This is a genomic window from Riemerella anatipestifer (assembly GCF_035666175.1).
In the GTDB taxonomy this organism is placed as follows: domain Bacteria; phylum Bacteroidota; class Bacteroidia; order Flavobacteriales; family Weeksellaceae; genus Riemerella; species Riemerella anatipestifer_D.
On record NZ_CP142016.1, the window covers coordinates 2118705 to 2142686 of the forward strand.

Sequence of the window (23982 nt, forward strand, 5' to 3'; positions counted from 1 at the left end):
TTAAAATAAAGCTAAAAACTCCGGTAGTAAAATCATCGGAGTTTTTTTATGTTTGATGAGGACTTTATTTAGGATAAATCTTTCATTAAGATTGTCCACATCGTTCATTTATTATAACTTTGCACAAACCTAAACTAATGAGTAAAAAAAATACTAAATACATCTTTGTTACAGGAGGTGTTACATCTTCACTAGGAAAGGGCATTATATCTGCATCACTAGGCTTATTACTAAAATCCAGAGGCTTTAAAGTAACTATTCAAAAGTTAGACCCTTACATCAATATAGATCCAGGTACTCTTAACCCTTATGAACACGGCGAGTGCTATGTAACCGAAGATGGTGCAGAAACCGATTTAGATTTGGGACATTATGAGAGATTTTTGGACGCACCAACTTCTCAAAATAACAATGTAACTACGGGACGTATTTACCAAACCGTTATAGAGAAAGAGAGAAAGGGAGATTTCTTGGGCAAAACAGTGCAAGTAATTCCGCATATTACCAATGAAATTAAACGCAGAATTAAAATCCTTGCTCAAAAGAACTACGATATTATTATCACCGAAATAGGTGGTACTGTGGGAGATATAGAGTCTTTGCCCTACATAGAGTCTGTAAGACAGCTCAAGTGGGAGTTAGGAGAACATAATTCAATGGTAATCCATTTAACGCTTTTGCCTTATTTAGCAGCGAGTGGTGAACTTAAAACTAAACCTTCCCAACATTCCGTGAGACAGCTTATGGAAAGTGGTATTCAGGCAGATGTGCTGGTATGTCGTTCGGAGCATAAAATCCCGAAAGATGTTCGTGCTAAGCTAGCTCAATTTTGTAATGTGCCTAGCGATAATGTGATAGAGTGTATGGATGCTGAAACCATCTATCAAGTTCCAATAGAACTACAGAAACAAAAATTTGATGAGGTGGTTCTAAAAGCTCTAGACCTTAAAAACGATACTGAGGCTGATTTAAAAAGTTGGAAAACATTTTTAAAGAAATATAAAAATCCTAAAAAATCAGTAGAGATAGCATTAGTAGGTAAGTATGTGTCTTTACAAGATTCTTATAAATCTATAGCGGAAGCATTTATACACGCTGGAGCAGATTTGGAGACGGAAGTTAATATCCGTTGGGTATACAGTGGAGATTTAGAGGAAGGAGAGGTTTCAGAAATCCTTAAAGGGGTAGATGCTATGCTGATAGCTCCTGGGTTTGGAGATAGAGGTATAGAAGGTAAAATTCTTGCAGCCCAATATGCAAGAGAACATAAAATTCCTCTTCTAGGAATTTGTTTAGGAATGCAGATTATGACGATTGAATTTGCTAGAAATGTACTGGGCTACGAAAAGGCTAACTCTATGGAGTTTGATACTACTACGGCTTACCCTGTGATTTCCCTAATGGAAGAACAAAAGAATGTAGTGGAAAAAGGTGGTACGATGAGACTTGGAGCTTGGAAATGTACACTTAAATCAGGTTATAAATTGGCGGAGATTTATGATAGCAAAAACATTTCAGAGCGTCATCGTCATCGTTATGAGTTCAATAGTGAATTTAAAAAAGACTATGAAGACAAAGGTCTAGTTCCTACAGGATTCAATCCAGATACAGGCTTAGTGGAAGCATTAGAACTTAACGGGCATCCGTTCTATGTTGGAGTGCAGTATCACCCAGAGTATAAGAGTACTGTAGCAACACCGCACCCATTGTTTAAAGCTTTGGTAAAAGCCGCGGTTGAACATAAAGGGAAGTAATTAAATTAAAAAAACTTAAATTCGCAGTCTGAAAAAAAGGAACATTCCTTTAGTAAAATTTCTAACTGAAAAATATATTTATTGATGATGCAACAGAATAATGGATTAGACAAAAATCAGTTAATTGGTTTTGTGGTATTTACTCTATTTTTATTAGGAGTAATGCTATACTTTCAAAAGCAACAGACTGAGCAGGAGCAACAACAGGTTGCCACAGAGCAGAAGGCGGGAGCTACTAATAATATTGTAAAAGCAACCAATCTTCCTGTTAAAGCTAACGAAATACAAAAAGTAAGTCTTAAAAATGATAAAATCTCGGTAGAGTTTAGTGGACTTGGAGGTCAGATTTCCTCTCTATTGATGAATAATTATAAAGCTTACAATAAGAAAACTAACCAAAATGACTTGCCATTATATCTTATAGAGCGTAATAATTCTTCGTATGGTTTTAAATTTAAAGATAAATCAGGCAAAGAAATTAATACCAAAGATTTGGTGTTTACGCCTCAAGTTAATGGGAATACAGTAACTATGACGAGTGCTTTAAACGGTGGTGCTGTTGTACAGTTTATTTATACTTTAAAAGATTATCAGGTTGATTTTCAAGTGGCGACTAAAGGGTTGTCGTCTATCGTTTCTGGAGGTAAAGCAAGTTTTGTTTGGAATTACACACCTAAAGAACAGGAAAAAGGTAGAGCTCAGGAGCAACAGCATACAGAATTTGTTTATGCTTTTAATAACTATAAAAGCACTGACTATGATGCTAGAACTTCTATGGACGAAACCAAAGAAGTTTTAAATTGGTTAGCGGTTAAACAGCAGTTTTTTACACCTATTATAGAAGCCAAAAACGGGTTTAAAAACTCCACAGGACATCAGGATATGATTGAGGAAGGGGAATATCTTAAGAAATTTGATTTCAACGGAGAGTTGGAAATTACAGGAGGAGAATTTAATCAAAGTTTTTCGTGGTACTTTTTGCCGTTGGATTTAAAATTATTAAAGACTTTTGATAAGAACTTTGATGAAATTATTCCGCTGGGGTGGTCTTTTATAGGAACAATGAACCGTTGGATATTTATCCCGATGTATAATATGATTTCATCTTGGGGAATAGCTGCTGGTTGGGTAATTTTCCTAATGACGATTTTGGTTAAAGTGGTACTTTCTCCAATTATGTACAAACAACATAAGTTGAGTGCAATGATGAAAGTGATTCGTCCTGAAATAGAGGAAGTAAATGCCAAACTCAAAGACGCCGATCCAATGAAGAAGCAACAAGCAGTGATGGAGGTGTATAGAAAGGCTGGTGTTAATCAGTTAGCAGGGTGTTTACCAGCATTGTTACAAATTCCTATATTCTATGCACTATTCCGTTTCTTCCCTAATATGTTAGATTTAAGAGGGAAAGGCTTTTGGTTTGCAACCGATTTAACAGCTTATGATGATTTAATAAAGTTGCCATTCCATATTCCATTTTTGGGAGAGCATATTAGTATTTTTGCTTTGGCTTGTACAGCAGTATTATTGATATATACAGTGATGACGGCAGGTAATATGCAACAACCAACGCAGGAAGGTATGCCTAATATGAAGCCTTTGATGTATATTTTCCCAGTAATGTTCTTATTCTTCTTGAACTCTGCGGCATCAGGATTATCTTGGTATTACTTTGTGTCTAATGGTATCAATATTATCATTATCCTAGTGATTAAGTACTGGATTTTAGATGAAAAAACAATCCATGCACAGATTCAAGCCAACAAAGCGAAGCCTAAAAAGGAAGGAAAGTTCCAAAAAAGGATGCGTGAAATGATGGAAAAAGCTCAAGAACAACAAAGATTGCAGGAGCAACAGAGAGCTAAACGCAAGTAAAAGTAAATTTAGAAATAGTATAAATAACCTCAAAATCATCGATTTTGAGGTTATTTTTTTGTTAACAAATTGTTAAATAAAAAATATGATTTTTATCATATGTTTAATTATAGTCTAATCTGAAAGATTTTCGGTGATATATGGTAGGACCTAGTTTATTAAGCGCCTCTCGGTGTTGTTTAGTAGCATAGCCAAAGTTCTTATTCCAGCCATATTCAGGATACTCTTCATGGAGTTTAATCATAATATGATCTCTATAATTTTTGGCTAAAATAGAAGCTGCAGCAATAGATAAAACCTTAGAATCCCCTTTTATAATACACTCGTGTGGTGTAAAAGGATAGGGTTTAAACCTATTGCCATCTACTAAAATAAGTTCTGGGCGAATGGCTAGTTTGTCCAAAGCAAGATGCATAGCGTGTATACTTGCATTTAGAATATTATGTTCATCAATAAAAGCAGGAGAGAGTTCTGCTATAGCGTAATCTAAAGCATTATTTTTAATATACAAATCAAGTTCATTTCTTGTTTTAAAACTAAGTTTTTTGGAGTCATTGATGAGGTTTTGCTCAAAATTTTCATCTAAAATAACAGCTGCTGCAACCACAGGACCACATAGACATCCTCTCCCAGCTTCATCGCAGCCCGCTTCTATATAATTTTTAGTCCATTTTTTTGCTAATTTCATAAAATTTAATTAAATGTAAAATATGTAATTGTTGATTATACAAAATTAAACTTTTTTTTAAGAAATTTTAACTTACTTATTGTGTATGTTAAGATAATGTTATAAAATTGTTCAGTGAAAAATTTATTTTGATATGAAGAAATTAACAACAAGCGTTTTAGCTGTAGTTCTTACTTCATCTTTTGTAACAGTAGATGCACAGAAGGTAAAGAAAGACTCTGCTAAAACTACCGAAATTGAAGGAGTGGTAATGACTGCTCTGGGGATTAAAAGAGAGAAAAAAGCTATAGGCTACGCGGCTCAAGAAGTAAAAGGCGATGTGATTTCTAGTGCAAATCAACAGAATGCTTTAAGTGCATTATCTGGAAATGTAGCAGGGGTACAAGTAACAGCACCTTCTTCTATGGGAGGTTCTTCTAGAATTTTGGTAAGAGGAGCTGGTTCTGTAACAGGAGATAATAGACCTTTAATTGTGGTAGATGGTGTTCCTTTAGATAATGGAAATTACAATAGCTCTAACGCGCAGAGAGGTGCTGGAGGGAGAGACTATGGTGATGCTACTGCAGATATCAACCCTGATGATATAGAAAGTGTAACTGTTCTAAAAGGTGGACCTGCAGCTGCCTTGTATGGAAATAGAGGGGGTAATGGGGTTATTTTGTATACTACGAAATCCGCAAAAAGAGGAAGAACAGAACTTAATTTCAAAACTGGTATTTCTGTTGAGAAAATTTATCTGTACCCTAATCTCCAAAAACTTTATGGTGGAGGATCTTCGGATACTTTTGAAAAGGTAAATATCAATGGTGTAGATTACAATATTGCAGACTACGCTACTGATGAAAGCTGGGGGCCAAAATATGATGCAAACTTAATGTATTTGCCTTGGTATGCGTTTGACCCAGAATTTAAGAGTGATTACCTAAAATTAGTACCTTGGGTTTCTCCTAAACATGATGTAGATTCATTCTTTAAAACAGGGGTGACTTACTCTAATTCCTTTTCCGTATCAAAATCCTTTAGCGATACTAATGTTAGATTATCTTATTCTAATAACAAAACGGAAGGGATAGTTCCTAATTCTGAATTGAAGAAAAATAATCTTAGTTTTAATTTTAATTCCAAACTATCTGATGATTTAAAAGTAGATGGTGGTTTGAATTATGTACTAACAGAAGGATATAATAGACCAGAACAAGGATATAGCGGTAATTCCGTAGGACAAAAGTTCTTCCAATGGGGGCAACGTCAGCTTGATATGTCTAAGTTAAGAGATTATAAATTAGCTAATGGTACCCAAAGAAGCTGGAATAGATCCTCTTGGGATAATGCTAGACCTGAGTATTCTGATAACCCTTATTGGATTATAAATGAAAATATCTCTACCGATAAGCGTCATCGTTTCTTTGGAAACGTGGGGCTTACTTACAATATTACGGATAAATTATATTTTGTAGGTAAGGCATATGGGGATATGTATACACTTAGAGTAACAGATAGAGTAGCTGTTGGTTCAAAAGAGGAACCTTTTTTCTCTGATATACAAAGAACGCTTTCAGACTATATTTATGAGGGAAGATTACATTTTGATACAAAATTTGCTTCTGATTTTAGTTTAAATTCTTTTATTGGAGCATCAAGAAGAAATGCAAGATATAACTCTGTTTCTGGAACTACTGTAGGTGGATTAGTTCAGGCGAATTATTATTCTTTGGCTAATAGTGTTGAAGTACCGAGAGCTAATAATTATGAATCTTGGAGAAGAACTAATAGTGTATTTGGATTAGTTTCATTAGGGTTTAAAGATATGCTTTTCGTGGAAGCTACTGGTAGAAATGACTGGTTCTCTACTACTAAAGCTCCCGTATTCTATCCATCTATAACAGGAAGTTTCGTGTTCTCTTCATTGTTTAAATCAAGCTGGTTATCTTATGGTAAAATAAGAGCGGGTTGGGCAAAAGCAGGAAATGATACAGACCCTTATAGATTAGAAACTTATGCTGATGTAAGAACTACCTTCCAAGGTAGTCCGAGATATTCTAATCCGAATACATTTAATGATCCTAACTTAAAACCAGAGGTAAAAGTTACAAAAGAAGTAGGGATTGAAATGAGATTATTGAAAAATAGAATAGGATTTGATGTGACGCTTTATGATGCTATTACAGACGATCTCATTACCCCGTTGGCAGTAGATCCAGCAACAGGTTTTGCTTATAAATTCATCAATGGTGGTAGAATGCAGAATAAAGGTATAGAAGCAAGTGTTACAGTTACCCCTATAAAGAGTAGTAACTTCTCTTGGGATATAACTTGGAATTTTGCTAAAAACAACAACAAATTACTAAGTCTATATGAAGATGTTAAGAATTACCAGATTACAACTGCTCCGTTTAGAGCTAAGTTGTATGCTGTAGTAGGAGAAACTTTTGGACAAATTTGGGGAACAGACTATACCTACGATGCCAACGGAAACAAAATTATCAGAGCTGATGGTCTTTATAAAGAATCTAATATAAAATCTTTAGGATCTGTAATTCCAGATTACAATATGGGGTTCAGAAACAATTTCAGATATAAGAACTTTAATCTATCTTTCTTAGTTGATATTCAAAAAGGAGGTAAGTATTTTTCTACTTCCCATATGTGGGGAATGTATTCTGGTATGTTAGAAGAATCTGCTGCTAATGGAATTAGAGAAAACGGAATAGTTCTTAAGGGTGTCTTGGAAGATGGCTCTGTAAATACTAAGAATGTAACAGCTGAGACTTATGCAAAGGCATTCTATAATACGGTAGATGCACAGAACGTATTTGATGCTAGTTATATTAAGCTCAGAGATGTTACTCTTTCCTATGATCTTCCTAAAAATGTTATTGGTCCATTTAAAGGAGTTACTGTTGGAGCTTTTGCAAGAAATCTATTCGCTTGGGGCTTAGATTGGAAAGGTATGGATCCAGAGATGGCTTCTTATGGTAGTGGTAATGTACAAGGTATAGAAGGAGGTTCCCTACCATCTACGAGAACTTATGGTGTTAATTTACAAGTTAAATTTTAATTAAGAACAAAAAATGAAAAAGATAATTTTAGCGATCATTACGCTTTCAGTAATACCTATTACAAATAGCTGTAGACAGGATTTTGAAGCAATTAATACAAGTCCTAACAGTCCGCAGTCTTCTCTATCTTATGCTCTATTTAATAGTGCAAATAAGGAACTAATGGATGGAATGAGAGGTGGTTTTCCATCAGGAAGAGTAGCTCTACCTTGGGTACAATATTCTGCTCAAAGAAACTATACGGAAGAAGATAAATTTCAATATCGTCTTACTAGTGGAGATGCTTTCTGGAATACATTCTACTTAACGGCTCAGGATTACAAAAACATCATTACCTTAAATGAAGATCCTAAAACTAAGGACGAAATGTCCCAATATGGTTCTAATAAAAACCAAATAGCAGCTGCAAGGATTATGCTATCCTATGTATTCTCTAATTTGGTGGATCGTTTTGGTGATGTCCCTTATTATTCTTATGGGAATAAAGATACAGATTTTCAGGCTTTAGATATAAATAATGTAACACCAAAATTTGCATCACAAGAGAAAATCTATGCTGATATTCTAAAGGAATTAAAAGAAGCATCAGAAATGATTGATCTTAACAACCCTGTATTCAATCAAGGAGATGTATTATTTGGTTCACCAGAAAAAATGAAAAAATTTGCAAATTCATTAAGGTTAAGAATTGCTAATAGAGTAAAAGGAGTGGTATCAGGTGCAGATGGACATATTAGGGATGCAATCGCAAGTGGAGTAATGGAATCTAATGACGATAGCGTAGGTTTGAAGTACGAGAACAATAAAACTAATCCTTCGCCTATGTATAGTGCTTTTTTTGTGGATAATAGGGCTGATTTTGGTGTGTCAAATACCTTTGTAGAATTACTAAAAGGAGAAAGAGGAAATTTTGGTTTAGACCCGAGATTACAAAAATACGCTGCTCCAAACAATGTGAGAATTGAGGCGGTAGGTGCTAACTCTTATGCAGAATCTGATGATTTAAGTCTTTATAAAGGTATGCCATACGGACTCCCAGCAAACGGTTGGACTGCTTCTCAGAGAAGTTCTTCATCGTTTTTTAGCTCTAATGTTCTAAAGGCGGATTATACAGAAATGCTTATGGAATATTCAGAAGTTTGTTTCATTCTTTCAGAAGTAAATGGCTGGGATAATGATTGGTATAAAAAAGGAGTGAAAGCTTCTATGGATAAGTGGGGAGTTACTTCAGCTAAATCTACTGCGTTCGTGGCATCTTTACCAGTTGCAAATAAAGCTAATGTGTTGAACCAAAAGTATATAGCTCTATATATGCAGCCACAAGAAGCTTGGAGTGAATATAGAAGAACAGGATACCCTGACACTCTTCTAAAAGTAGGCGAATCTCATGCTCTAAATGCTCCATATAAAACGAAAGTAAATGGTGTAGAAACTACTTATACATCTTATACTTTTAATTCTCTAGTACCTGGACTTACGGACTTGCCAGCGAGGTTATACTATCCAGCACAGCCTCAAACTCTAAATACAGAGAATTATAAAGCGGCCTCTACTGCAATAGGTGGAGATAAAATGGATACTAAGCTAATTTGGGATAAAAACTAAATAAGTTCTTTTCACATTCATAAAAACCACCTTTCGGGGTGGTTTTTTATTTGTGTATATTTGCAGAGTTAAAACAAACAAGTAATGGATATTAAAGAATATATAAAAGAAAGTATTGCTCAAGTTGTAGAGTCTGTATATGGGCTCCAAAATATAACTTTGGAAGTACAAGAAAATAAAACAGATTTTGAGGGAGATTTTACGGTAGTGATATTTCCTTTGGTTAAACAGCTTAAGAAGAGCCCAGATGCATTAGGGCAAGAGATAGGCGAGGCTTTAATAAATTCTAGTGATTTTGTAGAAGGCTTTAATGTAGTTAAAGGTTTTCTTAATCTTAAAGTCAAAAATAAATATTTCATAGAAAGTTTTAAAGCAGAAGAGCGAAACTTTGGAACAGTTACATCGAAGAACCAAACGGTAATGGTGGAGTATTCTTCCCCTAATACTAATAAACCACTCCATTTAGGGCATATTAGAAATATTCTTTTGGGTTATTCAGTCGCTCAAATATTGAAAGAAGCAGGATATGAAGTTATCAAAACTCAAATTGTTAATGATAGAGGAATCCATATTTGTAAGTCTATGTTGGCGTGGGAAAAGTTTGGTAATGGCGAGACTCCTGCTGATTCAGGATTGAAAGGAGATAAACTAGTAGGGAATTACTATGTTAAATTTGACCAAGAATACAAGAAAGAAATCCAACATCTTGTAGAAGATGGCTTAGGAGAAGACGAAGCTAAAAAGCAAGCTCCAATTTTTGTGGAAGCACAAAAGATGCTTCTAGATTGGGAGCAAGAAAATCCTCAGGTGCGTGAGTTGTGGCAGAAGATGAACCAATGGGTTTACGATGGTTTTGGAGAAACATATAAAAGATTAGGCGTTGATTTTGACCAAATCCAATATGAGAGTAATACCTATATATTAGGAAAAGATTTGATACAAGAAGGACTTGCTAAAGGAGTACTGTATCAGAAAGAGGACGGCTCAGTATGGTGTGATTTATCTGACGAAGGTTTAGACCAAAAGCTATTATTGCGTAGTGACGGTACTTCTGTGTATATGACGCAGGATTTAGGAACAGCGGTGGAACGCTTCAAACAAAACGATATACAAAAACTGATTTACACCGTAGGAAACGAGCAAGACTATCACTTCCAAGTGCTATTTAAAATCTTGAAAAAACTAGGCTACGATTGGGCAGAGCATCTGTACCACCTTTCTTATGGAATGGTGGAATTGCCACATGGAAAGATGAAATCAAGAGAGGGAACAGTGGTAGATGCAGACGATTTAATGCAGGAAATGTACCTCACGGCTAAAGAAAAAGCTCAGGAACTAGGGAAGCTGGAACACTTGCCAGAAGAAGATAAGGAGCGTTCTTACGAGATTGTAGGACAGGGAGCTCTTAAGTACTATATGCTTAAAGTGGATCCTAAGAAGAAGATGTTGTTTAATCCAGAGGAGAGTATAGACTTTAATGGTAATACAGGACCATTTATCCAATATACTTATGCGAGAATCCAATCGTTGTTAGAGAAAGCAGGTTATGAACCACAGGATTTAGCAGATGATATAGAAATCAATGCTTATGAAAAAGAGCTTATAACGCATTTGGGTAACTTTAAAACAGTAGTTTCTAAGGCGGCAGAGACGCTTAGTCCAGCACAATTGGCTAATTATATTTATGATTTAGTAAAGTCGTATAACTCTTTTTATCAGAATAATCCTATCCTTAATCAGGAAGATGCAGCGGTTAAAAACTTGCGTTTGAAATTGTCTGCTCTTACTGCGAAAACCATTAAGAGAGGTTTAGAATTACTAGGCATTGGTGTGGTAAATAGAATGTAAATAAGGATTAAAACTAATAATAAAGCCTCACAAATTTGTGAGGCTTTTGTTTTTTAGGCATTCTCTAAAAACTGTTCAAAAGAAGAACTGACCGATACTGTACCGTCTGCTTCTATTTTATTGAGCTTTAATGTTTCTATTTTATTGACGGAACTTTGGTCAAAAGGTTTCTTTACCCTTACATAATTTTCCGTAAAACCGAACATCATACCGTCTTTATTTTCGTGTTCCCAAAGGATAGGCAATGTTTTTCCAAGTTGAGACTGATAAAAAGCCATCTTTTTCTTCTCGGATAGAATCCTAAGCATTTTGTTTCTCTTTTTTCTTTCGGAGATAGGCACTACGCCGTCCATTGCTACGGCTTCGGTATTCTCCCTTTCAGAATAAGTAAAAATGTGGAGGTAAGAGATAGGCAACTCATTTAGGAAATGGTAGGTCTCTAAAAAACGCTCTTCCGTTTCTCCAGGGAAGCCCACTATTACATCTACCCCGATAGCAGCGTTAGGCATTACAGATTTTATGGTGTCTATTCTATCTCTGTACAGCTTAGTGAGGTAGCGGCGTTTCATTCTTTTGAGGAGCTCATCACTACCAGATTGCAACGGAATATGAAAATGAGGCACAAACCTTTTACTTTGGGCAACCAGTTCTATACTTTCATTTTTTAATAAGTTGGGTTCTATAGACGAAATTCTAATACGTTCAATCCCTTCCACTTTGTCCAACTCTGTGATGAGGTCTAGAAAAGTATGCTCGTGTTTCTTATTACCAAATTCTCCTTTGCCATAATCACCAATATTTACTCCTGTTAAAACAATTTCCTTGATGTCTTTAGCCGCAATTTCTTGAGCGTTTTTAATCACATTCTCTATAGTGTCAGACCTAGAAATACCTCGTGCTAGAGGTATGGTGCAGTAAGTACACTTATAGTCGCAGCCGTCTTGTACCTTTAGAAAGGCTCTCGTGCGGTCTCCTATGGAATAAGAACCAATGAAAAAATCGGCTTCTTCTATTTCGCAAGAATGAACGATACCCTTGTTGTGAGTTTTTTCTAAATCTTCTAAATAGCTTAAAATATTGAACTTCTCCTTGGCTCCCAATACCAAATCGACACCCTCTATTTTAGAAATTTCTTCGGGCTTTAGCTGAGCGTAACAACCTACAATCACCACCAATCCTTCGGGGTTGGCTTTCATAGCTCGCTTTACATGTATTTTGCACTCACGGTCGGCATTTTCTGTTACCGAACAGGTATTGATTACATAGACATCGGCTCTGTCATCAAAGCTTACTTTCTGGTAACCCGCATCAGACAGTTGTCTGGCGATGGTGGAAGTTTCAGCGAAATTAAGTTTACAGCCTAAAGTATGGTAAGCCGCTGTTTTAGAATTAGTACTCATGACAAAAATTAAGTCTGCAAATTTAGTGATTTTTATATAGATAAAAACTATCCGTAGCTGGGATACTTTAAGAGAGTAGAGAGGTTTTAACTTGAGATGTGGTAAATTTTTTAGAGAATAAAATCTCTCTAAAAACTTGTGTACTTTAACAAAAGGTTATAAGTTTGCTTCATATTTATGCTGCACCATATCAATTACATACAAGAAAATGCAAAAAAACTACACAAAAATTTGGTACTTCCAAATAATTGTGTAAACACACACACACACATACACACACACACAACAAGTAGTTTCGTGGGTATGTGTCCGATTATTTAGAAAATTACTTAGACTTTTATCGTTAAAACAAAATATTATTCCGCTAACTTTTGTTGGGGGCTTTTCGTGTTTATACTATTCTAATTTTAGCTTTCATCAATATCTACTAAAAGCACCATTGTTTTGTCTTAAAACATGGTCGTTCTTGTTGGGTGCTTTTAGTGTTCAGAAAGGGAGCTTTTGCTTTCTTTCTGCTTTAGCCTTTCCTCTCGTTTTGTGTGTGTTTAGAGAGGGAAGGCGTTTTTTAAGGTTAGAGGTTAGATATGAGAGATTAGATTTTAGATAACCATTGAACATTAACAATTAACCATTAAATACTAGAATTTATGCCAATTAAGTACAAAGTCATTCAGAAAGGGCAACCAGGAGTTGCTGGTGGAGGCGAGAAAAAATATTATGCCTCTGCCAATGTAGTCAGCGAAAAAACTTTAGCAGGTCTGACTAAAGACATTGAGAAAATTTCAACAGTAAGCGGAGCGGACATCAGAGCGGTGTTTTACGCTTTGGTAGATGTGATGCAGTCTTCTCCAGCCGAAGGGCAGATTATCCGTTTAGGCGAACTGGGTAGTATGCGAGTGAGCATCAGTAGCGAGGGTAAAGCTAAGGAAGAGGAAGTAACCTCAGCAGCTATTAAAAATGCAAAGGTGATATTTACCCCAGGTTCTGACCTAAAAAAGATGCTGGCAACGCTAAGCTACGAAAAGCTCTAGCAGAGGGTAATAAAACCGCACGCGTGAAAAAAAAATCCGCAGGCGTGCGGTTGGGCAACCACAGGCGTGCAAATTTAAACGAGACGCTTGCGGTTTTAAGCCTAAAGGAAATCAAGTAAAAAACGGTTACGAGAAAATAAATTATTAACAACTTTAAAATTAAATTTTATGAAAACAGCAGCTACAAAATTAAGTGTACTTGCCTTTTTAGGTTTAGGATTAGCAGCTTACGGACAAAGTGGAAAAGTAGGGGTTAATACCTCCTCACCTAGAGCTACTTTAGATGTTCACCCTAGTGCTACTAACAGTCAAGATAACTCCAAGACTAACGAGGGTATTTTAGCTCCGAAATTAAGTAAAACTCGTGTGGCAAGTATTGAGGCTCCCGTAGAAGGAACTTTAGTCTATGTAATAGATGACGCTACTAAGGTCAATGGGACTATAAATGCCTACACAGGTGCAGACTCTAAAGTAGCTAAAATTACAGAAAAAGGTTATTACTAACCCGTTGTGCATTATGAAATGAAAAAAACAAGAGTTGTTTATTAGACTGAAAATCAGTATATTGTTTTTGCTATAAAACGATATAAATGAACAACATAGAGCAAATATATGAAAGAATTTTGGAAGTTTTAGGACTTTTTTCAGAAAATCAACTGATTAGTTATCAGAGAAGAACACCTAAAATGAGCGATTTAGAAGTCATAAGTCTTAATATTACTGCTGAATACTTGAGTATTGATAGCGAATTACAGTTATTTAGAAAATTGCCAAACTCTCTGATAAACAAAATTGAAAGAAGTGTTTACAATAAGCGAAAACGAAGACTATCCCTACAAACAGAGCAAATTAGACAACGTATTTCGATGGAGTTCAATGAGTTTGAAGATATTTTTATCGTTGATAGCATGCCAATGAAAGTTTGTGAAAACGCTCGTTCTACTCGTTCAAAAATTTGTAAAGAGCAATCCTATTCTTCACCAACATATGGTTATTGTGCTTCACAGAAATTATATTTCTATGGCTATAAACTACACGCAGTATGTTCTTTAAATGGTGTGATTAAGAATTTTGATATAAGCCCTGCATCCGTTCACGACATCCACTATTTAAAAGATATTGGTGAGCAAATGCGAAACTGTACTTTAATTGGAGATAGAGGCTATTTATCAGCAAAAGTTCAAATAGATTTATTTAACTATGCTAATATTAAATTAGATACACCAATGAGAAGTAATCAGAAAGATTATATTCCTCAATTTTCATTGTACAAGAAAAAGCGAAAACGAATTGAGACATTTTTCTCTCAACTTTGCGACCAATTTATGATTAAAAGAAACTATGCTAAAACTTTTGAAGGCTTTAAAACAAGGATAATCAGTAAAATAACCGCCGCAACGGTTATTCAATATATCAATAAATTTATCTTCCAAAGAAAATTAAATCATCTAAAAATCAGTATTATTTAAAATGCACAACGAGTTATTACTATTACAATGGTACGGAGTGGGTGAAAAGTGCATCAGGAAGCCTAGACCAAGAGTGGATACATAATGGCATAGATGCTATTTATGCGAAAAAAGCAAAAGGTAATAACCCTTCTAACATTTTTGAAATATTAGATAATGGCAAGGTTTATATTAATCAGGGAGGAGTCGATTGGACTACACTTGTAAATGATAGCGGGCAGCCTACTTTATCCGCAAATCCAAGAGGAAATAATCTTAACTCTGTTTTTCAAAGTAGTGACATACTCCCTTTAAACACTTTAGGAATTGATTATAACAATAGTGGTGGAAGGGGTTATGTTTTTAATTCATTGACTTCTATATTGAAAGAGAATCATACTACCTCTTCTGATGGAGTGAGTAATTTAAAATCCTACACAGGGTCGTCATATAGTTTGATTAATAACGATTTAACTTCCCGTATACTTAGTCAATCTGCAGTTTTTTTCTCATCTTCAATGGGTAGAAGTTCAACAGGGCGTATTGATGAGTTAAGAGGTGTTCTTGCTCAAGCAAGTAATAATTCTTCTGGACATGGATATGTTATATCAGGTGTTCATTCAGATGCTAGTGTTGGTGGAGAAGTAGGTGCTACCGCAAGAGAATTGAGAGGGGTGTATGGTGCAGGTTATCAGCAATATAATGCTAGTGCAGATATTATTAAAGGAGGTCATTTTTATGGTCTTTCTCGATGGACATCTAACCCAACCGAACAAATTATAGGTGTATATGCTGAAGCTTCAAACAGTAAAGAGAAAGGTCTATACCCTGGTCAAATTGAAGGTACTGCCAATGTAACTAATAGAATGGCAGGAGGGGTTTTTCTATCTACAGCTAGAGCAAATGCAACTTATAATAGTATTTTTGGAACTCATACAGTTAATATCGTTGAGAATGATGCAACTGTGTCAACAGGAATGATAGCTTCGCTTAATAGGAATGAAATTAAAAACACTACCCCTCACAATTTTGTTTTTGGAGGAATGTTTGAAAATGTTTTAGCAGGTACTGGTGTCGTGACTAATTTGTCGGGAGTAGTTTCAAGGTTGTTGTCGCAGAAAGTTAATCAATCGGTTGGTGCTTATATGGCATTTCGTTCGGATCTTGGATCTACAGGAGCTATAAATTTACAAGGATCAATAGATAATTATTATGATTTTTATACATCATCAGCACCTACTCAAGCGAAAAATAAGTATGGCTTTTATATACAAGGAGATAACAAAATAAATTTTTTAGAAGGTTCTCTAGGTGTTGGAACTGCAGCTCCAACCGAAAAACTAGAAGTTGCGGGTAATGTAAAAGCTACAGGCTTTATAGGAGCTAATGCCGCTATCTTCCCAGACTATGTATTCCAAAAGTATTATACAGGTACTTCTAGTCTCAAGGCAGACTATAGCTTTAAAACCCTTAGCCAAGTAGAAGATTTTGTAAAGACCAATGGGCATTTGCCAGGATATAAGTCCGCCGCAGAAATTAAAAAGCAAGGTTATATAGACCTTATGGCAACTCAGCTTACCAATGTAGAGAAGATAGAAGAGCTTTACTTACACCTTTTAGAAAAAGACAAAGAAGTAAAAGCACTCAAAGCAGAAATTACAGAGCTTAAATCTTTAGTAAAAGACCTATTGGCTAAGTAACTTTATAGGTTCAAAACCAAAATTCCCTCCAAATGGAGGGAATTTTATTATTGTAAAAAGGTTAGTGTTAACTGCCTTTTTTTGCCTTTATCATCATTTCTAGGGCGTCCCACATTTCGGCAGGGATTTGTTCTAACATATTAAATTCCCCAGCACCTTGTAGCCATTCGCCACCGTCTATGGTAATTACTTCTCCATTGATGTAAGCCGAGAAATCAGAAACCAAATAAGCCGCAAGGTTTGCCAACTCTTGATGTTCGCCTACTCTTCGTAGAGGAACTTTTTTTCTCATGTCAAACTTCTCAGCAAGATCTCCTGGTAGTAAGCGTTCCCATGCTCCTTTGGTAGGGAAAGGTCCTGGTGCTATCGCGTTAAATCTAATGCCATATTTTGCCCATTCCACAGCAAGGCTTCTTGTCATTGCCAATACACCTGCCTTTGCACAAGCCGAAGGTACTACATAGCCAGAGCCTGTCCAAGAATAAGTGGTAACAATATTAAGTACAGTTCCTTTTTGTTTTTCTTCAATCCAATGCTTGCCAATAGATAGAGTACAGTTTTTAGTTCCTTTTAATACAATATCAATAATGACATCAAAGGCGTTGGCAGATAACCTTTCGGTAGGCGAGATAAAGTTCCCCGCAGCATTATTTACTAAAATATCTATCTTTCCAAAAGTTTTTAGGACTTCCGTTTTCATTGCTTCTACTTCATCGTAATTTCTAACATCACAAGAGAGTGGCAATACTGTACCGCCAGTAGCTTTTTCTAGTTCTGTAGCTGTGTTTTTTAGTTTGTCTAAATCTCTAGAAGTAATGACCACTTTAGCCCCTAATTCTAAGAAATATTTTGACATGGCTTTTCCTAATCCGCTACCACCACCTGTTACAATGGCTACTTTATCTTTAAGAGCATTCTCTTTGAGCATAGAATCTGTATAGTTCATTTTGAATTAAATTTAGGTCTAAAGTTAAATAAAATCTTTTAGAGTAAAGGACAAAAAAAGCCGAAACAATTATGTTTCGACTTCTTTTGCCTTAAGCGGAGGATTAGTCTAGTATCCAAAGATTTCTTCCAAACTTAGCTTTTTAAGTTCGCCTAATTTCTTCATATCTTCTTCTTTAACCTTATCTTTAGATGCTACAATAGCATAGGTGTAAGGTTGGTTAGCAAGATAATTTTGATGGAAATTTTTTAAATCTGCAAAGTTGATTTTATCAACAGTTTGGTAGATAACTTTTCTAATATCCTCTTTTAATCCTAGTCTTTGAGTTTCCAAATAATTAAAGATGATACCGTCTTGTGTAATGCGTTCGGTTTCTATATCTTTTTTGGTTTGTCCTTTAGCTAGGTTAAGGTTTTCTGGAAGTTCTGGGAGCTTGTTAAGTAGCTCGTTCATAGAAGCGGTTGCCTCGTTGAACTTGTCTGACTGGCTACCTACATATCCTAATAAAGTGTACTTCTCTTCTTTTTTGCTTGGCTGAACATAGTAAGCAAAGGTGCTGTAAGCTAAAGCCTTACTCTCTCTAATGGTTTGGAATACAATGGCACCCATACCACCACCAAAGTAATTATTGAATACCTTTACCAAGGCGGTTTTGTTAGGGTCGTAGAGGTCTGTATTTCTAATCCATCTAGTCTCAGCTTGAACCATATCATAATCAGCAAATAAAACTTGATTTTTATCCTGTTTTACTTGTGTAAATACCTTTGCAGGGTTTGGTTTTGCCAAAGTGCTTGGCATCTTATGGAGTTTACTCAATTTGTTTACAAGTACATTTAGTTTTTCAGGACCGTAGTAAATAATGGTTTGCTCGTAGCTGTTGAGTTGTTTAATTCTCGCCACAAGTTCATCAGCGGTGATTTTGTTAAGCTCATCGTCTGAAAGCACATAGTTGAATTTGTTGTCCGCTCCATAAGTAGCATAGCTAGTAAGCCCTTGTAAGATAGCATTTTTGTTAAGTTTAGCATCTTTTCTCCCTTTCATAAGCCTCGCTTTTAGGTTAGTAAGAGCAGTTTCGTCAGGTTTAGCATTAAGAACTAAATCTTCATATAGGCTTACCGCTTGGTCAAAATTTTCTTGTAAACCTTCTATTGTAACGGTGGTGTATTCCTCTCCTGTAGATACTTTAAAGCTACTAGCGATTTTGTAAAACTCTTTAGAAATAGCTTCGGAAGATTTCTTATCTGTTCCTAAAAATTGAATGTATTGTGAAGCGATAGATTGCTTTAAATCGTTAAGACTTCCTATCTTATAACGATACATCAATCTGAAAAGACTATTGTCTTGATTAGGTACATAAAGCACTTCTGCTTGTGCAAGTTTAGATTTTTTAAGGTCTTTGTTGTAGTCTAAAAATACAGGTTTAGAACTATTGCTCGGCATAGAAGCAACTATCTTCACAAAATCACTTTGTTTATCAGCATTAGTTTCTACTGGAGTGATTTCAGGCTTTTCTATCTTGATGCTTTCAGGTTTTTCTCCTTTTCTTTTAAGTACTGCAACATAGTTATTTCCTAAATATTTGTTAGCGAAATCTACCACCTGCTGTTTTGTGATTTTAGAAAGATTGTTAACATAAGCCACTTGGTCTTTCCAATCTAGTTCGGAAGTGAAGGCGTCCATTAGAACGCTAGCACGGTCGCCGTAGTTTTCAGAATCTTTGATTTTCATCTTCTTCATATTATTTACGATAGAAGTGATGAGTTGGTCATCAAAGTTTCCTTTTTTCAAATTATCGATTTCGTTAAGTACCAAATCTTTTACTTCTTCTAAAGATTGTCCAGAGGTAGGTTTAGCACTAATGTAAAGTACACCGTGGTCTATAAGCAAAAAAGAGAACGCTCCTGCGGAAAGAAGTTTTTGTTTTTTTACAAGGTTGAGGTCTAGTAATCCCGCTTTACCATTGGTTAAAATCTGTCCTACCAAATCAGCTAACAGAACATCTTTATCTTTATTGCCTGGAAGGCGGAAGCCCATAGTAAGACCTTCTGCATCAGGACCTACAATTTCTTTAATAATAGGTTGATTGGTAGGTGTTTCTGGAGAGAATGTGTATTTAGGCACAGGGCTGTATTTCATATAACCAAAACTTTGGTCTATTTTCTTAATCACTTCGTCTGGATTAAAATCTCCCGACATAATGATGCCCATATTGTTAGGCACATAGTAAGTGTTAAAGTATTTTCTAATCTCTACTAAAGAAGGGTTTTTAAGGTGTTCCACAGTACCGATAGTGGTTTGCTTACCGTAGTTGTGGTTTTTAAATAAGTTAGCGAAAAGAGTTTCAAAAACTTTACTGCCATCGCTGTCTAGACTTCGGTTTTTCTCTTCATAAACAGCTTCCAACTCAGTATGGAATATCCTTAAAATAGGGTTTCTAAATCTTTCCGCTTGTACCTTTAAATATTTGTCCAATGAACTGCTAGGTACATCATCTGTGTAAACCGTCTGTTCAAAACTTGTAAAGGCATTTGTGTTTTGAGCTCCCATAGCAGACATCATTTTGTCGTACTCGTTGGCAATGGCAAACTTGGCAGCTACTCCAGAAATAGAGTCTATTTTTCGGTAGATGGCTTTTCTTTTAACCTCATCAGTTGTTTTATTGTACTGTTCGTACAACGCATCTATTTTATCAAGCTCTACTTTTTCTTTCGTCCAATCTAACGAACCGTATTTATCAGTACCCTTAAACATCATATGCTCTAGGTAATGAGCTAGGCCTGTGTTGGTAGCAGGGTCTGTTTTACTTCCCGCTTTTATCGCAATGTAGCATTGAATTCTAGGGTCTTTAGGCGTAGGGCTAAGAATTACAGTCAGTCCGTTTTTTAGAGTGTAGAAACGGGCTTTCATTGGGTCGCTGGTAACATACTTGTAGTCGTATCCAGCAGACGAAGCACTTTTCCATTCGTAATTTTGGGCAAATATCCCTAACGATAGGAAAAGCATCAAGAGGATAAATGATTTTTTCAATCTCATAATGAATAATTTAGTTTTATTGTTTTTTTATTAAAGTTTAGTTTCTATCAAATAAAAGTCTTTCTCCGTGTTTAGTAGAGGAAACTTCTCCATTGTGATAAGCTAAATGCCCATTAACAAAGGTATGAGTGATTTTGGAATGAAAAGTTTCGCCTTCTAACGGACTCCAACCACAATGATAAAGTATATTTTCTTTGGAAACTGTTTGTTCAGCGTTTAAATCTACCAAGACTAAATCTGCCTTATAGCCCTCTCTTATAAAGCCTCTCTTTTCTATTTGGAAAATGATGGCTGGATTGTGGCACATCTTCTCCACAATGGTTTCTAGACTTACCTTTCCTTTTTTATGGTACTCTAACATCGTTTGCAAAGAGTGCTGTACAAGAGGTGCTCCCGAAGGACATTGTGTGTAAGGTTTTTGTTTTTCGTCTAAGGTGTGTGGGGCGTGGTCTGTTGCTATCACATCTATTCTACCATCGAGCAGCGCTTCCCATAAGCCGTCTTTATCTTGTTTAGTTTTAACGGCAGGATTCCATTTGATAAGACTACCTTTAGTTTCATAGTCTTCATTAGTAAAATGAAGATGATGTACACAAACTTCTGAAGTTATTTTTTTGTCTTTTAGAGGAGTCATATTATCTAATAATATGGTCTCTTTAGCGGTTGATAAATGGTAAATATGCAGTCTTGCACCTGTTTTTTGAGCGAGTTCTACGGCTTTAGCTGATGAAATAAAACAAGCCTCTTCGCTCCTGATGAGATGGTGGTATTTTACAGGAATATCATCGCCAAATTTGGTTTTGTAGTCTTCTGTATTTTTACGAATGGTAGTTTCGTCTTCACAATGTACACAAATAGGCATCTTAACTTTGGAGAAAATTTCTTCTAAAATTTCTGGATTATCCACCAGCATATTTCCTGTAGAAGAACCTAAGAAAAGTTTTATAGCAGCTACATTTTTAGGATTAGTTTTTAGGACTTCGTCTAAATTGTCATTGGTTCCACCCATAGAAAAAGAGTAGTTGGCGTGAGAAGTTTGCGAAGCTATCTGATATTTATTTTCTAAAAGTTCTTGTGTAATCGCATTAGGAACGGTGTTGGGTTGTTCTATAAAACTCGTAACGCCTCCAGCAACGGCAGCACAGCTTTCAGTTTCAATAGTTCCTTTGTGGGTAAGCCCTGGTTCTCTAAAGTGGACTTGGTCGTCTATTACCCCAGGTAGAAGGTGTAACCCTTTAGTATCTATGATTTGGTAGGCTTCGGTTTCTGATATTGAGGGGGTTATCTTAGTGATTAAACTATTCTCTATAAGAATATCTGATTGAAAAATTTGGTTTTCATTAACGATTTGAGCGTTTTTAATGAGTACTTTCATTTTGGTAAAATTACTTTTTAGGATTCATTAGAGCGTAAATTTATTTATTATTTTATAAATAAACAAAGTATGAACTTAACTTGTTGAAAAAACATAATTACTTTGTTTATCTTTGCTGAGAATTATGGATAAATCACAAAAAATAAAAGTATTATTTAGGCTTAGATCTTTAGAGATGGGAGGTGTGCCACGAGTGGTTTTGGACTTGTTGAGAAACCTTCCTAAGGATAAGTTTGATTTGGCTTTGATGCTTAATTTGTATCAAGGCGAATTGGTCTCCGAAATACCTAAAGATATTAGGCTTATCGTTGTGGAAAAAGGGAGAGAGCAGATGTCTCGAAATGCTTTTGTTCAAAAAATACAACTGGGACTAAGGCGACTGAAACTAGGGTTTTACGATAAATTTCCGGGTTTGTTGTATGCATCTAAAGTAAAGGAAGAATACGATATAGAGGTATCGCCAGGCTATGCAGAATTTGAGATGGTGCTCAACTCACCTAATAAAAAATCCAAAAAAGTAGGGTGGTTTCACACTGATGTTAGCTATGATAAAGATGAGGCAAGGGTAAAAAAACGTATTGATTTGATGAAAAAGTTTGATTGGATGATTTTTGGGGCAGCACAAACTAGACAGGTGATAGAAGATTTGTATGGGGTAACTTACCCAAAAAGTTCAGTTATTTATAATGTTATTAAAATCAATGAAGCGAGAGAAAAAGCAGAGGCTTTTAAATTAGATTTTGATGTCCGTCCGTGCTTTACCTCAATTGGAAGATTGCATAGCAGAAAGGGTTATCATACTTTAATAAAAGTTCATAAACGATTGATAGACGAGGGATTATTGCATTCTATTGCCGTTATAGGTGGAGGAAATGAAATGGAAAATCTGAAAAATCAAGCTAAAGAACTATCCGTAGAAAAAACTTTTTTACTTTTGGATACTCAAAAAAATCCTTGGCCTTATGTTAAAGCATCGGATTATTTTGTGCTACCGTCTCAATCGGAGAGTTATCCACTGACGATAGGCGAAGTTATGGCATTGGGGAAGCCAATCATTTCCACTAATGTAGGAGGCATACCAGAGATGATAGACGATGGGAAAGACGGTGTTTTAGTTAATTATGATGAAAATGAACTCTTTGAAGCGATGAAATCATTCCTTACCAATCCAGAATTGGTGGAGAGAATTAAAAAAGGAACTTTAGGTGCTGATGAAAAGTTTGATGAGAAAAAGATATATGCTCAAGTTACGGAAGTGTTTGAGAGATTGGTAGTTACTAAGTAAATGTAATTAAAAATGAACAACGATATAAAAATTACGATAGTTACGCCAACCTATAACCGAGCTCACACTTTGCCACGGGTGTTTAACTCTTTAAAAAAGCAGAGTTTTTTAGGTTTTAAGTGGTTGATTATGGATGATGGCTCCACCGATAACACTAAGGAAGTGGTGGAAGGATTTAAGGAGGAAAGTCCATTTGAGATAGAGTATTGTTATCAGCCTAATCAGCATAAATTTTTAACGGTGTTAGATGGTATAAAGAAGGTTACTACACCTTATCACATGGTGGTAGACTCTGATGATTCTTATCCTAGTGAAGCTTTGGAAATTCTTCTTAATGAGGTGGAAGGCATTAACAATCCTGACGATTATATTGGTGTTATGGGACTTTCCGTAGATGAAAATGGAGAAATAGTGGGTGATGAGTATCCTCATGGCGGATTTGACGGAAGTATTTTCGATATGCGTTATAAGTACAAGGTTAGAGGAGATAAATTTGGAATTTTTATTACACCAACTTACCATCGCCAAATCCTTGGGAAGAATTATAGCTCCTACAAAGGGAAAGGTTACATTCCACAATCGGTAATTTTTAATGAATATGATGCTAAAGGAATTAAAACAAGGTTTGTTAATAAAGTGGTGAGGGTGTATCATAAAGATGAAGATGACGCTGCCTCTGTTTCCAACACTAGATGGACGGGAAAGAATGTTTATGGTTTAAAGGAAGGACATTTGTCTTTTCTCAACAGCTATGGGGGTGGGTTATTGGCGTATCCTAAAGCATTACTAAGGAATATTGTAGGCTATCAGTACTATTCATTTAAAAATGGCAACTCCCTTAGAAATATTTTGATGGATATTCAACCGTCTTTGATAAAGGTGTTAAGTTGGGGACTTTTACCCTTTAGTTTTTTGTATCATAAAGTGAGATAATT

16 protein-coding genes are annotated in these 23982 nt (G+C 35.6%); 11 read left to right on the forward strand and 5 right to left on the reverse strand.

Translation table 11 applies throughout. From position 1 onward, the window contains the following. Positions 1-137 precede the first annotated feature (137 nt). Together VIX88_RS10695 and yidC are read left to right on the forward strand one after the other, a co-directional pair. Positions 138-1754 (forward strand): CTP synthase, encoded by a 1617-nt coding sequence (locus tag VIX88_RS10695; RefSeq protein ID WP_064970349.1) that lies wholly within the window; start codon positions 138-140, stop codon positions 1752-1754. Positions 1755-1838: 84 nt separating this feature from the next. Continuing rightward, positions 1839-3629 (forward strand): membrane protein insertase YidC, encoded by a 1791-nt coding sequence (gene yidC, locus VIX88_RS10700; RefSeq protein ID WP_064970348.1) that lies wholly within the window; start codon positions 1839-1841, stop codon positions 3627-3629. 103 nt (positions 3630-3732) lie between these two features. Here yidC and VIX88_RS10705 read toward each other — a convergent pair whose 3' ends face one another. Beyond that, positions 3733-4317 carry a ribonuclease HII gene (locus tag VIX88_RS10705; protein WP_064970347.1) on the reverse strand — a complete coding sequence of 195 codons (585 nt, stop codon included), beginning with the start codon at positions 4315-4317 and terminating at the stop codon, positions 3733-3735. A 133-nt stretch (positions 4318-4450) separates the two neighbouring features. Between VIX88_RS10705 and VIX88_RS10710 the strand changes: the two genes are divergently transcribed. From VIX88_RS10710 to argS, 3 genes are all read left to right on the forward strand, one after another. Next, on the forward strand, positions 4451-7375 hold the full coding sequence (locus VIX88_RS10710; protein WP_214193865.1) for a SusC/RagA family TonB-linked outer membrane protein: 2925 nt from the start codon (positions 4451-4453) through the stop codon (positions 7373-7375). Between the two features lie 13 nt (positions 7376-7388). Further along, positions 7389-8981 carry a SusD/RagB family nutrient-binding outer membrane lipoprotein gene (locus VIX88_RS10715; RefSeq protein WP_064970345.1) on the forward strand — a complete coding sequence of 531 codons (1593 nt, stop codon included), beginning with the start codon at positions 7389-7391 and terminating at the stop codon, positions 8979-8981. 84 nt (positions 8982-9065) lie between these two features. Then, on the forward strand, positions 9066-10829 hold the full coding sequence (gene argS, locus VIX88_RS10720) for an arginine--tRNA ligase (protein WP_064970344.1): 1764 nt from the start codon (positions 9066-9068) through the stop codon (positions 10827-10829). Positions 10830-10882: 53 nt separating this feature from the next. On the opposite strand, the gene mtaB is transcribed toward argS, so the two are convergent. Next, complete coding sequence (gene mtaB / locus VIX88_RS10725) at positions 10883-12229, reverse strand: tRNA (N(6)-L-threonylcarbamoyladenosine(37)-C(2))-methylthiotransferase MtaB (RefSeq protein WP_064970343.1); 1347 nt, start codon at positions 12227-12229, stop codon at positions 10883-10885. A gap of 647 nt (positions 12230-12876) precedes the next feature. Here mtaB and VIX88_RS10730 point away from each other — a divergent pair. The 4 genes from VIX88_RS10730 to VIX88_RS10745 all read left to right on the forward strand — a co-directional run bounded on the left by VIX88_RS10730 (position 12877) and on the right by VIX88_RS10745 (position 16408). Then, positions 12877-13260 (forward strand): HU family DNA-binding protein, encoded by a 384-nt coding sequence (locus VIX88_RS10730; RefSeq protein WP_214193866.1) that lies wholly within the window; start codon positions 12877-12879, stop codon positions 13258-13260. Positions 13261-13428: 168 nt separating this feature from the next. After that, positions 13429-13764 (forward strand): hypothetical protein, encoded by a 336-nt coding sequence (locus tag VIX88_RS10735; RefSeq protein ID WP_064970341.1) that lies wholly within the window; start codon positions 13429-13431, stop codon positions 13762-13764. An 86-nt stretch (positions 13765-13850) separates the two neighbouring features. Beyond that, the gene (locus tag VIX88_RS10740; protein WP_127919822.1) at positions 13851-14729 is read left to right on the forward strand and encodes an IS982-like element ISRa1 family transposase; all 879 of its coding nucleotides are present in this window, start codon (positions 13851-13853) and stop codon (positions 14727-14729) included. Between the two features lie 41 nt (positions 14730-14770). Further along, the gene (locus VIX88_RS10745; RefSeq protein WP_214193867.1) at positions 14771-16408 is read left to right on the forward strand and encodes a hypothetical protein; all 1638 of its coding nucleotides are present in this window, start codon (positions 14771-14773) and stop codon (positions 16406-16408) included. 67 nt (positions 16409-16475) lie between these two features. Here VIX88_RS10745 and VIX88_RS10750 read toward each other — a convergent pair whose 3' ends face one another. From VIX88_RS10750 to VIX88_RS10760, 3 genes are all read right to left on the reverse strand, one after another. Next, entirely contained in the window at positions 16476-17354 is an 879-nt protein-coding gene (locus VIX88_RS10750; RefSeq protein ID WP_064969675.1) for an SDR family oxidoreductase, read from the reverse strand. Positions 17355-17462: 108 nt separating this feature from the next. Next, positions 17463-20387 (reverse strand): M16 family metallopeptidase, encoded by a 2925-nt coding sequence (locus tag VIX88_RS10755; RefSeq protein WP_064969673.1) that lies wholly within the window; start codon positions 20385-20387, stop codon positions 17463-17465. 37 nt (positions 20388-20424) lie between these two features. Then, positions 20425-21762, reverse strand: coding sequence for a dihydroorotase (locus VIX88_RS10760; protein WP_064969670.1), 1338 nt, complete (start codon positions 21760-21762; stop codon positions 20425-20427). 124 nt (positions 21763-21886) lie between these two features. Between VIX88_RS10760 and VIX88_RS10765 the strand changes: the two genes are divergently transcribed. Together VIX88_RS10765 and VIX88_RS10770 are read left to right on the forward strand one after the other, a co-directional pair. Beyond that, entirely contained in the window at positions 21887-23047 is a 1161-nt protein-coding gene (locus tag VIX88_RS10765; protein ID WP_064969668.1) for a glycosyltransferase, read from the forward strand. A 12-nt stretch (positions 23048-23059) separates the two neighbouring features. Beyond that, complete coding sequence (locus VIX88_RS10770; protein WP_064969666.1) at positions 23060-23980, forward strand: glycosyltransferase family A protein; 921 nt, start codon at positions 23060-23062, stop codon at positions 23978-23980. The last annotated feature ends 2 nt before the right edge of the window (positions 23981-23982 follow it).